This is a genomic window from Aerococcus sp. HMSC23C02, assembly GCF_001806805.1.
In the GTDB taxonomy this organism is placed as follows: Bacteria; Bacillota; Bacilli; order Lactobacillales; family Aerococcaceae; genus Aerococcus; species Aerococcus sanguinicola.
Genome location: NZ_KV786043.1, coordinates 78442 through 93672 on the forward strand (window position 1 = coordinate 78442; position 15231 = coordinate 93672).

At 48.2% G+C, this 15231-nt stretch carries 12 protein-coding genes; 9 read left to right on the plus strand and 3 right to left on the minus strand.

Going from position 1 to position 15231, the window contains the following annotated elements:
- Positions 1 to 78: 78 nt before the first annotated feature.
- Positions 79 to 684 (plus strand): NUDIX hydrolase, encoded by a 606-nt coding sequence (locus HMPREF3090_RS01790; RefSeq protein ID WP_067975659.1) that lies wholly within the window; start codon positions 79 to 81, stop codon positions 682 to 684.
- Between the two features lie 92 nt (positions 685 to 776).
- On the opposite strand, the gene HMPREF3090_RS01795 is transcribed toward HMPREF3090_RS01790, so the two are convergent.
- Entirely contained in the window at positions 777 to 3455 is a 2679-nt protein-coding gene (locus HMPREF3090_RS01795) for a YfhO family protein (RefSeq protein ID WP_083272345.1), read from the minus strand.
- 160 nt (positions 3456 to 3615) lie between these two features.
- Here HMPREF3090_RS01795 and HMPREF3090_RS01800 point away from each other — a divergent pair, with 160 nt between their 5' ends.
- From HMPREF3090_RS01800 to glmS, 8 genes are all read left to right on the plus strand, one after another.
- Positions 3616 to 5703 carry a penicillin-binding transpeptidase domain-containing protein gene (locus HMPREF3090_RS01800; RefSeq protein WP_070485786.1) on the plus strand — a complete coding sequence of 696 codons (2088 nt, stop codon included), beginning with the start codon at positions 3616 to 3618 and terminating at the stop codon, positions 5701 to 5703.
- A 93-nt stretch (positions 5704 to 5796) separates the two neighbouring features.
- On the plus strand, positions 5797 to 5952 hold the full coding sequence (gene rpmG, locus HMPREF3090_RS01805) for a 50S ribosomal protein L33 (RefSeq protein ID WP_067975665.1): 156 nt from the start codon (positions 5797 to 5799) through the stop codon (positions 5950 to 5952).
- A 140-nt stretch (positions 5953 to 6092) separates the two neighbouring features.
- The gene (locus HMPREF3090_RS01810) at positions 6093 to 6755 is read left to right on the plus strand and encodes a rhomboid family intramembrane serine protease (protein WP_070485787.1); all 663 of its coding nucleotides are present in this window, start codon (positions 6093 to 6095) and stop codon (positions 6753 to 6755) included.
- Between the two features lie 31 nt (positions 6756 to 6786).
- Positions 6787 to 7761: an ROK family protein gene (locus HMPREF3090_RS01815; RefSeq protein WP_067975672.1), complete on the plus strand. Its 975-nt coding sequence runs from the start codon at positions 6787 to 6789 to the stop codon at positions 7759 to 7761.
- 6 nt (positions 7762 to 7767) lie between these two features.
- On the plus strand, positions 7768 to 8163 hold the full coding sequence (locus tag HMPREF3090_RS01820; protein ID WP_067975674.1) for a rhodanese-like domain-containing protein: 396 nt from the start codon (positions 7768 to 7770) through the stop codon (positions 8161 to 8163).
- Positions 8163 to 8807, plus strand: coding sequence for a DNA-3-methyladenine glycosylase (locus HMPREF3090_RS01825; RefSeq protein ID WP_230080817.1), 645 nt, complete (start codon positions 8163 to 8165; stop codon positions 8805 to 8807). Before HMPREF3090_RS01820 ends, HMPREF3090_RS01825 begins: the two co-directional genes overlap by 1 nt.
- A gap of 287 nt (positions 8808 to 9094) precedes the next feature.
- Positions 9095 to 11734 (plus strand): valine--tRNA ligase, encoded by a 2640-nt coding sequence (locus HMPREF3090_RS01830; RefSeq protein WP_067975677.1) that lies wholly within the window; start codon positions 9095 to 9097, stop codon positions 11732 to 11734.
- Between the two features lie 298 nt (positions 11735 to 12032).
- Entirely contained in the window at positions 12033 to 13841 is a 1809-nt protein-coding gene (gene glmS / locus HMPREF3090_RS01835) for a glutamine--fructose-6-phosphate transaminase (isomerizing) (RefSeq protein ID WP_067975681.1), read from the plus strand.
- 259 nt (positions 13842 to 14100) lie between these two features.
- On the opposite strand, the gene HMPREF3090_RS01840 is transcribed toward glmS, so the two are convergent.
- On the minus strand, positions 14101 to 14301 hold the full coding sequence (locus tag HMPREF3090_RS01840) for a cold-shock protein (RefSeq protein WP_067975685.1): 201 nt from the start codon (positions 14299 to 14301) through the stop codon (positions 14101 to 14103).
- A gap of 180 nt (positions 14302 to 14481) precedes the next feature.
- The gene (gene radC, locus HMPREF3090_RS01845; protein WP_070485788.1) at positions 14482 to 15180 is read right to left on the minus strand and encodes a RadC family protein; all 699 of its coding nucleotides are present in this window, start codon (positions 15178 to 15180) and stop codon (positions 14482 to 14484) included.
- Positions 15181 to 15231: the final 51 nt, after the last annotated feature.

Sequence of the window (15231 nt, forward strand, 5' to 3'; positions counted from 1 at the left end):
GGTTTGACCCTGGCTTCTTTTTTTGACCCTTTTGTAAGAGAATTTAGTCAGGTATAATCAATGCAAGGGAGGGATTAGATGTCAAAATGGATGAAATGGGCCAAGGAGCTCCAGGCTCTAGGCCAGGCAGGATGTTATTATACCGAGAATGATTTTGACTTGGAACGATTCGAAAGGATCCGAGCCATTTCACAGGAGATGTTTGACCAGCTGACGGATGCCTCAGCAGATGAGATTGCCATGGTTTTTAGCGAGGAGGAGGGCTATCAGACGCCTAAGATTGACACCCGGGCGGTTATCTGGCAAGACGATGAAATTCTCTTGGTTAAGGAAAGAAACCAGCAATGGGCCCTGCCCGGGGGTTGGATGGATATTACAGAAACCTTGGCTTCAAATTGCGAGAAAGAAGCCTGGGAGGAAGCGGGAGCCAAGGTCCATGCTGACCGCCTGCTCTTTCTTGAAACTAGTCATGCTAATGATACCTTCTTTACGGTGGTGAAGGTATTCGTCGAGTGCCAGTTGGAGAGCGTGGATTTTCAGGCCAATAATGAAACCTCTGCTTGTGCCTTCTTTGCTTTGGATGATTTGCCAGATCTATCAGTCTACCGCACCTCTCCTGCTCATTTGGCTAAGTGCTATGAGGCTAAAGAGGCAGGCCAGGACTGGCAGGTTGCATTTGACTAGCTTAGCAAGTTTCCTTTTTCTTTAATTGATAGACAGGAAAAGTCGCCTCGATTCTCTTAAGTTTTAGAGAAGGGGGCGACTTTTTGTCGTTTTTATTTTTTCTTGTCTCTGCGGTAGAGGGGGATGAGGAAGCCTGCTGTTGTTGCAGAGACGACCAGGCCGGTAGTTAGGGCGCTAGGCCAGAAAGATAAGCTAATCTGGTGCTTACCCGCCTTGCCAAGGGGGATGGCTGTGAATCCGCCGTCTAGGACAGGCTGGCTAGCGACTTTCTTGCCGTCGACGGTGAAGGTCCAGTTCTGGTTATAAGGAAGGGTGAAGACCAGCCAATCTTGGTCTTCCTGGCTTTCGACCTGTCCCTGGATTTGGCGGTTGCTGAAGCGGTCTATCTTGAGGCCGGAAGCCTGGAGTCGACTGGCACTTTGACTGACCAGGTCTGGGTTGAGACGGTAGAGGTTGACATTGTTTAAGTCCAGGTCATCCGCTAGCAGTTTGATGGAGAAACGGTGGCTCTGACCGGCTTCATTGGCTGCTAGGTTATAGACTTGGACACTATTGAAGCTTTTCTCATAGGCCAGGGGCTCGCCATCCAGGTAGAAGACTAGGTCATCTTCGCTCAGATGGCCAGGTACCGTCAAGTAATAGGAGTCATTGGAATTAAGCTGGATATCGAAATGAATCCAGGCATCGCCCTTATCTGAAGTTTTTCGGTAGTGAGTATTGATCTGTTTGGGATCTGCACTCTCTACCTTATCTAATTCCAGACCAGCAAAAGAGGCCACTTGGAAATACTGGTAGTAGTCCTTAACGGCTTGGCGGTTGGCAACTTGCAGGAGCTGGTCCTGGAGCAAAATGGGATAGGCATTGTGGAGCTTAAGGTCTAAGATCTCCCTAGGTAGACTATAAGCTAAGGGGAGGGCACTATCGTTTTCGTAAGCCATTAAATAAGGGTCAGATTGGACTAAAGGATAGCGTTTAATATCGGGCCGATGACTAGCTGCTTGGAGATGGAGCTGGTTACTGCTTTGGTCTGTCGTCTGAGATTTACTTTCGACCAAGTAACGGACACCAAAGAAGGCATCGGTAATCAGAGTTCCGTTATTATAGGACACAAAACCTTCACTGGTTGGCAGGCCCAGATAGCGGAAGAGCTCAGTGGTTGACTTTTCGATGGTGGAGTTGAAATGGCTGAGGCCGTAGTAGTTGAGCTGCATGGGATCATTCTTGGTGCGCTGGAAGAGCTTGCTGATGCGGTAGAAGTCCTTACTAGCAGGATTGAGCTCTTCAATGAAGTCTTCGGTCAGTTGGTTGTAGTCCGCGACTTCAGAATGACTGAGATAAGAGATAGCTGACAAACTCAGACAAGTATTAGCGGAAAGTTCCACAACCGTGAGCAAATAAATGAGAAAAGTTGACCAAATAGGACGGCGGTCGATAAAGAATAGCATCAGGCTACAGAGAATAAAGATCACAAAGCTGGCCAGGATATAGGGCCCCTGCAGGTAGTCGAAACGCTCGCCTTGGCTGAGGACATAGACCGTGGACGCGGTGAAAAGCCCCAAGAGGATAAGGGCTGTCTTGAGCCGGAAGGTCCGTAAGTGTCGGTAGCCCCGGTAGGCCAGGAAGAGGCAAAAGAAGCTGAAGACAAAGCTAAAGCGGTAGGGGTACCAGATAGGGGGTTGGAAGCCATGCCAAATGATATTGAGGGCTTTGACATTCATCGATAGGATGAGCAGGAGGAGGACTAGGCCAGCCCCCCATTTTTCTTGGCTGGGAATCTTCTTTTGGCCGAAGTAGAGGGCGAGGGCAATTAGGCCCAGGCTACCGATATAGACATTGGGCAGGCCCTCAGGCATTTGGTCGAAGTTAAAGGGGGCCAGGTAAAATTTGCTCAAAAGATCCTGGATTGGATAGGCTAGTTCCCATTCCCAGTTGACCTCACTCGCATAGGTGCCCTTGCTTAGACTGAGTGCCTGGTAAGTCGGCAGGAGGACCAGGGCAGCTAGGCCAGCTGCGGCTAGGGAAGTCCAAGTAAAGCGCCAGACTTCTTGCAAGCTGGCCTGCCACTTGGGCCAGTAAAAGTCGCGGATGAGGGCATAGACCATGTATAGGACCAGGAAGAGGCAGACCATGAAGCCCATGTAATAGTTAGCGATGAGGATATAGGCCAGGCTCAGAATATAGACGGGCCATGACCCTTTCTTTAGGAGTTTCTCCAAGCCGTAGACGACTAAGGGGAGGAAGGCATAGGCGTCTAACCACATGACATTTAGCTGGTTAGCGGAGACATAGCCAATCAGGGCGTAAGCAAAGGCAAAGCTAAGCGACCGCCAGGAAATATCGCCATAGTGCTTAGCCAGGAGGTATTGGAAGCTGGCCCCAGCCGTTCCAATTTTAGCTGCAATGATTAGGGCGACAGCCAGGGTCATCCAAGACTTGGGAAAGAGGAGCAAGATAAGTAGGTAGGGGCTCATTAAATAATAAGACCAGGTTCCCAGCATTTCTCCTCCTAGGGCTTTTTGAAAGCTGTAGAGGGCTTGGTCCCATTGCCCTAGGAGAACATTGCGGTAATAGGCATAGAAGTCGATATATTGCTGGCCCAAATCAACGGTGTAGAGGCTTCCATCACCGAAAGGAAAAAGACCTATGCCAAAGAAATAAAAGACCATAAGGATGACAAAAGGTAAGCCAAAGCTGGCCACTAGGGACCAGGCTAGGGGATGATGGTGGATTTTTTCTTTTAGGGTCTGGTAATAGCGGCTGATCAGCTTCATAGGGACCTCCTTCTTAGAATCACGTCTTCAACTAATCTTAATATAAGCAGGGCGAATAGCCAAGTCCTTTTATCCTTTAAGCTTAAGATAAAAATGGGCCCTGCGGCTTTCATTCAAACGGTCCATTTGCTATAATAAATGTCTGAAAGAAGGTGAAGAATTGGACAAGCAGCAAGTTAAGCGCAAAGAAACGCACTGGGATCGTTATTTAAATCGCTTAAATATTCTTTTGGTCCTAGTTTTTGCTGGATTTGCCCTCTTGATCTTCCGTTTGGGTTATTTGCAGTTAGTCAATGGTCAGACCTTCGAAGAATTGGTCCATTTAACGGAGACAAATGTAGCTAAAGAGGGTGTGCCTCGTGGTTATATTGTCGACCGAGATGGCCATAAATTAGTTGATAATGAAGGCTTACAGGCAATCGGCTACACACGGGGCAAGAATACCAGTGGGGAAGATATGGCTAAGACGGCACGTAAGTTAGCCGACTTCATTGAAATGGATACCGAAGCCTTAACCGAACGTGACCTGAAAGACTATTGGGCAGCAAGTCATGAAGATGAACTTAATGACCGCTTATCCAGCGAGGAGAAACGTTTGAAGGGCGGCCAACTCTATGATGCCCAGCTCAACCGTATCCAGTCAGAAGACTTGGGCAAGTTATCTGACCAAGATAAGGAAGCTGCCGCGATCTATAAGCAGATGAATAGCGCCTACGCCTTCAGCACGACCCTGATTAAGCATGAGAACGTGACTAATGAAGAAGTGGCCCGGGTCAGCGAGCACAGTGCCGACCTGCCTGGGGTGACAACAACCATTGATTGGAAACGGGTCTACCCTGAAAAAGACCTCCTGCGCAGTGTCCTAGGCTCTGTTACGACCGAGAAAGAGGGGCTGCCAAGTCACCGGGCTAACCGCTACCTGGCCAAGGGCTATGCCCGTAATGACCGGGTCGGCCAATCCTATCTTGAAGAAATGTATGAGGCAGATCTGAGAGGGGCCAAGGCCAAGTATGAGACCGAAGTTAACCAGAATGGCGAACTCGTCCAAAACCGGCAAAAATACTCTGGCGATATCGGAAACACCCTCCGCCTAACCATCGATACCAACCTGCAGAAGCAAGTCGAAGCCATCGCCGAAGACTACTTAGAAAATAAGTCTACTGGCGAAAATAATCAGATTTATGTGGTCGCAACAGATCCACGCAATGGCGAGGTGCTGGCCCTGGGCGGCAAGCGCCGGGGTGAAGATGGTAAGCTCTACGATGATGCCTTAGGAACAATCAACGCTTCCTTTGAAATGGGATCAACCGTGAAGGGAGCAACCATTGCGGCCGGCTACTACTATGATGTCCTTGAACCAGGGGGAGACAATACTTTTGTCGACCAGGCCTTGAATTTCTCAGGAACGCCAATCAAAGCGTCTTGGTGGTATGCTTTTGATCCAAGCCGCCGGTTAGTTTTGGATGACCGCAAGGCCCTAGCTATCTCCTCTAACGTTTACATGATTCGGGTGGCTATGGCGATTGGTGGCATGCCGGAATACACAGACGGGATGTCTCTGGTTGACCTCGATCCTAATTTAGGGAACAAATTGCGTCATGTTTATGCTCAATTTGGCCTAGGAGTTGAGACCGGTATTGATCTTCAGAATGAATCCACCGGTCTGAATGGTGGAGAGTCTGCTCCAGGGAACTACTTGGACATGTCATTCGGTCAGTTTGATACCTATACCCCCATGCAGCTCAACCAGTATGTGGCAACCATTGCCAACGGGGGCAAACGCTATGCTCCGCACTTAATGAAGTCGATTGAAAAGACGGATACCAGCCAAAAAGCTAAAGAAAACTTTAACCAGTTGATCTACAGGAGCCAACCCCGTCTTCTCAATGAAGTCCAGATCGAACCCGCCGCCATCCAAGCCATCCAAGAAGGCTTCCGGGCGGTTGTCGCAGATCCAGATGGCTTGAGTAATGATCTCTTTGGGAGCTTCCCAGTGTCTGTCGCCGCTAAGACCGGGACGGCAGAAACCAATGAACGCGGCATCGTCAATTCGACCTTTGTGGCCTATGCTCCCTATGACAATCCGCGCATTGCCATTTCGATTGTTATCCCTGCCAAGTCTTCATCGGCTGCGGATGTCGACGCTCAAAGTGTAGGCTATGATGTTTTATCTGCTTACTTTGGTCACAATACGAAACAAAATGAAGCAGACCAGAGTCAAGAAGCCAGCCAAGGATCAGACAACTAGAAAAATCATTTTGCAAAGTCTTAAATCATATGCTAAAATATTGTGGTATGCTAAAAAAGAGCAAATGAAATCAAATCAATGGGAGGTAGTCCAATGCGCGTTAACATTCTTTTAGAAAATACTGAATGCAAGGGTGAACGTTTATACCTAACTGAAAAAAACAAACGTAACAATCCTGATCGTTTAGAATTAAAGAAATATAGTCCAAAATTAAAACGTGTCTGCTTATTCCGCGAAGTTAAGAAATAAGTTTCAGACAAGTCATGCCGAGCTCTCCTCTGTGAGGAGCCGGTGCAAAGAGGGAGAGTGCTTTTCCCTCTTTTTATTTTACCTTCACAAGAAGCTACTCTATAATAAATCTATGGACCTTAAAGGGAAGGGAGGATGTTATGAAGCAAAAGCAGCCCATTGTTACTTATAGCTTGCTAGCCATCCAAGTTATCGTTTGGTTATTAATGACCTGGTTGGGAGGCAGTGAGCGAGCGGATATTTTAGTTTTATTTGGAGCCAAGGTGAATGCCTTGATTGCGGCGGGCCAGTATTGGCGGTTGCTGACCCCTATCTTTATCCATATTGGCTTTACCCACTTGCTCTTTAATTCGATTACCTTATATTACTTAGGTCCCATGGTCGAAAGAATCGTGGGCCATTGGCGGTTTTTGGCCATTTATTTACTTTCTGGCTTGATGGGAAACTTGATGAGCTACCAGTTCTCAGCTGCTATCTCAGCCGGGGCATCAACGGCCCTCTTCGGCCTCTTTGCCTTCTTTATTGTTAAAGCCTATATGCATCCCAATAATCCTTACTATGAAGCCCTAGGACGGACTTATAAGACACTTATTGCTATGAACATAGTTTTAAATCTTATGGCTTCTAATGTGGATATCGCAGGACACTTAGGTGGGGCTCTGGGAGGCTTGTTGAGTTCTTTTATCTTTGCTCAGAAGCAAAATGAAGTTAAAATCTGGCAAATCGTCTTAGCTCTCGCTGTATATGTGGCCATCGTTTATTTCATTCTTGCCAAGGCAGGCATTTACCAGCTATTATTTTAGTATGTGTTGATTGAAAGAGGAGGACATTCAAATGGCTGAATATATTGTAGGAATAGACTTAGGAGGCACTTCTGCTAAACTGGCTTTATTTGACCGCCAGCTTGATGAAGTGGGGCGCTGGCAAGTCGCGACAAATGCTAAAAATGGCGGGCAAGCCATTATCCCTGACTTAATTGCCTCGATCCAAGGCGAACTTAAAGAACGCAAGTTGACTTCGAGTGATTTGATTGGGATTGGCATGGGGACTCCTGGCAGCATTGACCGCCAAGCCGGTAGTGTACAAGGGGCCTTTAACCTGGGCTGGGCCAAAGCCCAAGACATCCGGGGGGCCTTCCAGGAGGCCTTTCCTGGGGTGAAAGTGGCCCTGGAAAATGATGCTAACGTGGCAGCCCTCGGAGAACATGCCAAAGGAGCTGGTAAAGACTACCGCCACCTCCTACTGGTCACCTTGGGCACGGGCATTGGTGGAGGCTTAATTGTTAACGACCAATTACTGGTAGGCGCGGGTAACGCCGGGGAAATCGGACACATCCAGGCCAATCCGGAAGGCTTTCTCTGCACCTGTGGCAATCGGGGTTGTATTGAAACCATTGCTTCAGCAACCGGCTTCCGTCAAACAGCCTTGGCCCGAGCCAAACAAGAGGAAAGCCCTGAAAGTTCCTTCAAGAGCTTTGTCCAAGCCCATCCTGACCGAATTGATACCGAGTTAATTTTTGAAAAAGCTAGGGCTAAGGATGTCTTTGCTCAGGCAGTTGTGGAAGAATGTCTCACTTATTTGGGCCGCTGCCTCAGCCAAATCGCTAACTGCGTCCATCCTCAATGTATTCTCTTAGGTGGCGGGGTGGCCCAAGCCGGAAATTATTTAATCCAGGGTCTGGAGCCGGCCTTTGAAGCTGGTCTCTACCCAGGGATTAAGGGAAGCGTTGAGATTAAGATTGCCAGCCTAGGCAATGATGCGGGAATGATTGGAGCAGCTTCCCTTGTCCAAAATGATCTAAAGGAGTAAGATACTATGAGTCAAAATATTATTTTATGCATTTTATTAGCCATTATCCTAGGCTACGGGATCTACCTTGCCTACCAGTGGTGGCAGCGCAAACAGGTAGCAACTACCCTATCCCAGGAAGATTTTGAAGCCGGTATGCGCCAGGCCCAAGTGGTGGATGTGCGGGAAGCCAATGAGTTCCGTTCGGCCCATATTACTGGCGCACGGAATGTCCCTTATTCCAGTCTCCAACAAGGGGTGCCAGGCTTCAACAAGAGCCAACCCATTTATCTTTATGATGATGGGGTAGCCTTAGCCGGACGAGCTGCCGCTAAGTTCTATAAGGCTGGTTTTACCGACCTCTATATCCTCCAAGGGGGCTTTAGAGAATGGGACGGGCGGACTAAACGCCGTGATGCATAGTGGGAGAAGAGATCTTCTTTAAAGATCCTAACCTAACGACGATTGACATAGCACAAGACCTCCTCGGTTGCCTATTGGTTAGCGACCTAGCAGAGGGCCGGACAGCAGGGTGGATCGTGGAAACGGAGGCCTATTTGGGTCATAATGACCGAGCAGCCCATGTTTATGGAGCTAAGCGGACAGCGCGCACAGAAGCCTTCTACCACGAGGCGGGCATCTTCTATATTTATAATATCCACGGCCAGTTATGTCTAAATATGATCACCCAGTCTCCAAGTATTCCACAAGGGGTCTTAATCCGTGCTCTGGAGCCAGCAGAAGGCCTTGACCTTATGACCGAGCGCCGGCAGAAAACAGGGCTTGAATTAGCGAATGGCCCGGGTAAGCTCTGCCAAGCGCTTGCAGTTGACAAGGCACGGGACTATGGCACATCAGTAGAAGAGGGCCCCCTCTATATAGACTTCGATCAGCGGCGCTATCCTCGACAAATTGCTTCATCGGCTAGGATCGGCATTCCTAATAAAGGGGACTGGACAGACAAGCACTTACGCTTTTATGTCGAGGGACACCCTGCTGTCTCCAAAATGCCCAAGCGTCAGTCCAACTTGGCCCAGGCCTGGAAAGAAGAATTGCCAAATAACTAAAAAACTGTTACAATTTAGCGTAGTGATATGAAAAAAGTAATGCGCAAGAGGCCTTAAAATTATCTGTCCTAAGCGAGTGGGAGTTGGTGGGAAACCCATGGCAGAGCTTTAGGGTGTAGCTTGCAAACTGACAAATTTGTCCGGTTTAAGGCCGTTATCTTCGAGTCAAAAAATTAGGTGGCACCGTGTAAACTTACACCCTATCCCTTTCGAGGGATGGGGTGTTTTTCCTTATGAAGGGACGCCTGCCTGTCGAAAAAGTTGTCAATTAAGAAAGGAAGTCTGTCATGCAAGAAATTGATATGCCAACAAAGTACCAGCCCAATGAAGTTGAGGCTGGCCGTTATGACCAATGGCTGGATAGCAAGGTTTTTGAACCCAATGCCAATCCTGATGTAGAGCCTTATTCGATTGTGATCCCACCACCCAACGTGACGGGTAAACTCCACCTGGGCCATGCTTGGGATGTGACTCTCCAAGATATGATTATCCGCCAGAAACGGATGCAAGGCTATGACACCTTGTGGCTACCTGGGATGGACCATGCCGGGATTGCTACCCAGGCTAAGGTCGAACAAAAATTGCGTGAGGAAGAAAATGTCTCTCGTTATGACCTAGGTCGGGAAGCCTTCATCGATAAGACCTGGGAGTGGAAGGAAGAATACGCTGAAACCATCCGTAAGCAATGGGCCAAGATGGGGATTTCGGTTGATTATGACCGCGAACGCTTTACCTTAGATGACGGTTTATCTGAAGCAGTTCGCAAGGTATTTGTGACCCTCTATGAGAAGGGATTGATCTACCGTGGCGAATATATTATCAACTGGGACCCGGTCTTCCAAACCGCTCTGTCCGATATCGAAGTGGTCTATAAGGATGATGCGGGGGCCTTCTACCACCTGGAATATCCCTTGGCTGATGGCTCTGGCAGCCTCCGCCTAGCAACTACCCGTCCTGAAACCATGCTTGGGGATACGGCTGTAGCAGTCCACCCTGACGATGAACGCTATCAAGACTATATCGGTAAGACGGTGATTTTACCCTTAGTCGGGCGGGAAATTCCTGTAATCGCAGATAGCTATGTGGACCGGGAATTTGGGACCGGGGTGGTTAAGATTACACCTGCCCACGATCCGAATGACTTCGCAGTCGGCAACCGCCACCAGCTGGAGCGGATTAATGTGATGAATGCCGATGGGACCATGAACGAAAAGGCTGGCAAGTACCAGGGCATGACCCGGGAAGAGTGTCGCAAGGCCATTGTTGAGGACCTTAAGGCGGATGGTAGCTTGGTTGAAATTGAAGAAATGGTCCACAGTGTGGGGCACTCCGAACGGTCAGATGCCGTTGTTGAACCCCGCTTATCGACCCAATGGTTTGTGAAGATGGCGCCGCTGGCTGAGAAGGCCTTGGCTAACCAAAAAACGGAAGACCGCGTAGATTTCTACCCTCCACGTTTTGAACAAACCTTTACTTCTTGGATGGAGAATGTCCATGATTGGGTAATCTCACGGCAACTCTGGTGGGGCCACCAAATTCCAGCCTGGTACCACAATGAAACAGGGAAAATCTATGTCGGCATGGAAGCTCCTGCTGACGAAGAAAACTGGACCCAGGATGAAGACGTCCTCGATACCTGGTTCTCCAGTGCGCTCTGGCCATTCTCTACCATGGGCTGGCCGGATGAAGAGGCAGCGGACTACCAACGCTACTTCCCAACCAACACCCTGGTAACAGGCTATGATATTATCTTCTTCTGGGTCAGCCGGATGATCTTCCAATCCCTGGAATTTACCGGTCGTCGTCCCTTCCAAAATGTCTTGATCCACGGCTTGATTCGCGATTCAGAAGGCCGCAAGATGTCCAAGTCTCTGGGCAATGGGGTTGACCCAATGGATGTGGTGGACCAATACGGAGCAGATGCCCTCCGCTGGTTCCTAGCCACTGGATCGACACCTGGTCAGGATATCCGTTACTATCCAGAAAAACTAGAGGCTGCTTGGAACTTTATCAATAAGATTTGGAATGCCAGCCGTTATGCCCTGATGAACCTGGATGGCCTCAGCTATGATGAAATCGATCTGAGCCAGGTGACGAATATTGTCGATAAGTGGATCCTGACCCGCTTAAATGAAACGATTGAAAAAGTCACCCGTAACTTCGATAACTTTGAATTCGGTGAAGCTGGACGCTCGCTCTACCACTTCATCTGGGATGACTTCTGTGACTGGTATATTGAAATGAGTAAGGAAGTCTTGAACGGCGATGACCAAGCCGCTAAGTTAACGACCCGGTCAGTTCTTGCCTATACCCTTGACCAAATCCTGCGCTTGCTCCATCCGATCATGCCTTTTGTTACGGAAGAAATCTGGCAAAATGTGCCCCATGAAGGTAGTAGCATCGTGACTGCAGCCTATCCCGAAGTTCAAGCGGATCAAATCGATAAAGAGGCAGCCAAGCAAATGGAGGCTTTAATCAGCCTTATCCGTGCGGTCCGCAATGCACGGAATGAGAACAATGTGGCGCCTTCTAAGGCGATCGATATCCAAATTAAGGCGGATAGTCCAGCCACTAAGGACATGTTAGAGGCTAATAGTGATTATCTGGACCGATTCCTGAACCCTGACCATCTTACCATTGCGACAGATCTAGAAGTCCCCGATAAGGCCATGACTCTCTTCTTCGATGCCGGTGAAGTCTACCTTCCTCTAGCTGGTTTCTTAAATCTCGACGAAGAAATTGCCCGTCTTGAAAAAGAAGCCGATAAATGGCGGGATGAAGTTGCCCGAGTTGAGAAAAAATTAGCCAACCAAGGCTTTGTCAATAATGCTCCTGAAGCAGTTGTCGCTAAGGAACGGGAAAAAGGTAGCCAATACCAAGAAAAACTTCAAGCTACCCTGGAACGTATTGAAGATTTAAAAGCTTAGCTTTATAATAACGAAAAGGCTGGGACAGAAGGTCCCGGCCTTTTCTATTAATACGCTTTATGGTAATTGATTGACAAGCTAAAAAAGCTTAGTATAAAATAGAAGGGATCTTCTAATTCATTTAAGGAAATCCTATAGGGATAGCGCCAGGCCTAGGAATAGGTGACGAGGACTGAACTTATCGAATAATCGGCGGATGGTTCAGAGGCTGCATGGTCTATAGGCAGGCCCTCAAATACACAAGGGGCAGGCCAGATGCTGGAAGATCTAGTTATTCTATCTTTAGGAGGAAATTTATATGTGTGGAATTACTGGATTTATTGGTCAAGGGGACGTCACAGAGGCCCTCTTGAACGGACTAGAACGTCTGGAGTACAGAGGTTATGATTCAGCGGGGATTTTTACCGTTAATTCTCAAGGGCAAGGTCGGCTTTTTAAGGCAGCTGGACCGATCCAAGCCTTGCGGGATAAGGTCGAAGCTGACCCATCAGCAAGTGCTGGGATTGGGCATACCCGCTGGGCGACTCATGGTGTGGCTAGCGAGGCCAATGCCCATCCCCACCAATCCGCGGATGGTCGTTTTAGCCTGGTCCATAATGGGGTAATTGAGAATTATCAGGAAGTCAAAGAAAAATATCTAGCAGATTATCCCTTTAAGAGCCAAACGGATACGGAAGTGGTCGTTGCACTGATCGCTTACTTCGCCGAGAAAGACCAACTTACTGGTCAGGAAGCCTTCCTGCGGGCCTTGAATGAAGTTGAGGGCTCTTATGCCTTTGTGCTCTTGGATAAAATGAATCCTGATCATTTGTACGCGGCTAAGAACAAAAGTCCACTCTTATTGGGGCTTGGTCAAGGCTTTAATTGCTTGGTTTCTGATGCTATGGCGGCCATTCAATTGACCGACCAATACCTAGAAATCCATGATGGAGAGGTCATTGACCTGGAAGCCGACGCCTACCATATCCAAGATGCGTCTGGTCAGCCAATCCAACGCCAAGCTTATACGGCCCGTCTCAATGCGGATGATTTGGAGAAGGGGACCTATCCTTATTACATGCTTAAGGAAATCGACGAACAACCCGCAGTCCTACGTCGGATTGTCCAAGCCTACAGTGATGACCAGGGAAATTTAAACGTAGATCCTAATATTCTAGCGAAGATCCAAGCTTCCGACCGCCTCTATATCATTGCGGCGGGGACTTCGATGCACGCCGGTTTAATGGGCAAGGCCTTGATTGAATCCTTGGCTAAGATTCCGGTTGAGGTTTGTATCGCTTCGGAATTTGCCTATGCCCGCCCCTTATTGAGTGAGAAGCCTTACTTTATCTATATCTCCCAATCTGGAGAAACTGCTGACTCCCGGCAAGTTTTGGTTCAGACCAATGAAGAAGGCTATCCTTCTTTAACGATTACCAATACGCCAGGGTCTACCTTGTCGCGTGAAGCAGACGATACCCTCCTCCTCCATGCGGGACCAGAAATCGCGGTTGCTTCGACTAAGGCTTACACAGCGCAAATGGCGGTATTGGCCATTCTTGCCGGTGCCTTGGCCCAAGCAAAAGGCGAAAAGCTCGCCTTCGATATGAAGCAGGAATTGGGGCGGGTAGCCCAGGCCATGGAAGCAGCTGTGAGTGAAAAAGATCGCTGCCATGACCTAGCCCGTCAGTATTTTGCTGACCAATCGACTGCCTTTTATATTGGGCGGTCATTGGACTATTACTCTAGCTTGGAAGCAGCCCTTAAATTAAAAGAAATTTCTTATATCCAAGCAGAGGGCTTTGCTGCTGGTGAATTGAAGCATGGGACTATCGCTTTAATTGAAGAAGGGACGCCGGTCATTGCGCTGATTACTCAAGAGAAGACGGCTGCAATGGTGCGGAGTAATGTGGAGGAAGTCCGCTCGCGCGGGGCTCAAGTTATCCATATTGCCAGCGAAAATTGCCAAAGACCGGGGGACCAATTGCTGGTGATGCAGGTAGAAGAGTGTCTCTTGCCGCTGGTGAGCATCGTCTACGCTCAACTTCTCGCTTACTACGCCACGATTGAACGGGGCTATGATGTGGATAAACCAAGAAACTTAGCCAAATCCGTAACCGTCGAATAGGCGAATTAGCTATAAAATTAGAAAAAGCCGCAGGAAAGGGCTTAGTACCTTCTCCTGCGGCCTTTTTGGGCATAAAAACGAGGCTGGGACAAAAGTTCCAGCCTCGTTTTAAAAAGCGAATATTTTTCAAAAACGTGTTCCAAAAGTCAGGCATGACATCCACTTCACGAACTATGTGCAATCGTTTACCAACGATTTCCCATAGTTCGTTCCAGTGGTTCAGGCCTGATCGAATTTTGCCACACTCTCTTTTGAAGAATTATAATTTGTTGACATTAGCCGCTTGTGGGCCACGGTCGCTTTCTTCAATTTCAAATTCAACAGATTGACCTTCTTCAAGTGTTTTGAAGCCTTCATCGTTGATAGCTGAGAAGTGTACGAAGACATCGTCAGCACCTTCACGTTCGATGAAGCCAAAACCTTTTGCTGGGTTAAACCATTTAACTGTTCCTTGTTCCATAATGTATAAAATCCTCCCTGTGCCTTGGCACAATAAAATATTTAGTGAAGCTTAAGAGGAAAAATTAGCCGTTTTAATGCTAGTTAAAACTTTTAAATTAAAATCCTAAAGGTCACTGACTAGTATTATATCAGTAGTTTATAAGTTGGGCAAATCATAAGACTCCAATTTAGACTTATTTTAAAAAATACCGAACTCGCGTAGGCTGACAAAGTCTTCGCTCCCTACCACGATATGGTCGAGTAGGTCAATGCCTAGTAAGCTGCCGCAGTCTAGGAGTCGCTGGGTAAAATCGATATCAGCCTGGGAAGGAGAGGGGTTGCCTGAAGGATGGTTATGGCCAACGATAATGCGGGCTGCGCAGCAGCGAACGGCTGCGTGGTAGATTTCTCGGGGGTGGGCCACGCTCATGTTTAAGGAACCAATAAAGATGGTCTGCTGACGGATTACTTCATGCTTAGTATTGAGAAAGAGGACCAAGACATGTTCTTGTTTGTAGTGGCGCATCTCATTGAGCAACCAGTTGCCTGCCTCCTGGCTAGAACCAATCTGACCAAATTTTGGACACTGGGCTTGATTGACCCGCTTGCCAAATTCAAGAGCGGCCAGGAGTTCGGCCGCCTTGGCTTGGCCAATGCCAGGAATCTTAGTGAGCTCCTCGATGGACGCATAGCGCAGGTCATAGAGGTTCTCGTAATACTTTAGGACGCGCACGGCTAGGTCTAGGACCGAGGCTTGGCGGCTTCCTGTTCTTAAGAGGATAGCCAACAATTCATAATTGGCGAGGCGTTCAGCTCCACCAGCAATCAGTCGTTCACGGGGCCGGGATTCTTTATCAAGGTCTTTGAATTGAAGAATGAGGGGTAAATTATCTGTCATTTTTCTGCCTCCTTATAGATATATAAACCATCGATCGACTAATTCATTAAG

What these genes read in the sequence shown, in the direction of transcription:
- HMPREF3090_RS01810 (WP_070485787.1), top strand. Translation starts at nt 6,093, where the DNA reads ATGAAGCAAAAGCAGCCCATTGTTACTTATAGCTTGCTAGCCATCCAA.
- HMPREF3090_RS01840 (WP_067975685.1), bottom strand. Translation starts at nt 14,301, where the DNA reads ATGGAACAAGGAACAGTTAAATGGTTTAACCCAGCAAAAGGTTTTGGC.
- glmS (WP_067975681.1), top strand. Translation starts at nt 12,033, where the DNA reads ATGTGTGGAATTACTGGATTTATTGGTCAAGGGGACGTCACAGAGGCC.
- radC (WP_070485788.1), bottom strand. Translation starts at nt 15,180, where the DNA reads ATGACAGATAATTTACCCCTCATTCTTCAATTCAAAGACCTTGATAAA.
- HMPREF3090_RS01795 (WP_083272345.1), bottom strand. Translation starts at nt 3,455, where the DNA reads ATGAAGCTGATCAGCCGCTATTACCAGACCCTAAAAGAAAAAATCCAC.
- rpmG (WP_067975665.1), top strand. Translation starts at nt 5,797, where the DNA reads ATGCGCGTTAACATTCTTTTAGAAAATACTGAATGCAAGGGTGAACGT.
- HMPREF3090_RS01830 (WP_067975677.1), top strand. Translation starts at nt 9,095, where the DNA reads ATGCAAGAAATTGATATGCCAACAAAGTACCAGCCCAATGAAGTTGAG.
- HMPREF3090_RS01790 (WP_067975659.1), top strand. Translation starts at nt 79, where the DNA reads ATGTCAAAATGGATGAAATGGGCCAAGGAGCTCCAGGCTCTAGGCCAG.
- HMPREF3090_RS01815 (WP_067975672.1), top strand. Translation starts at nt 6,787, where the DNA reads ATGGCTGAATATATTGTAGGAATAGACTTAGGAGGCACTTCTGCTAAA.
- HMPREF3090_RS01820 (WP_067975674.1), top strand. Translation starts at nt 7,768, where the DNA reads ATGAGTCAAAATATTATTTTATGCATTTTATTAGCCATTATCCTAGGC.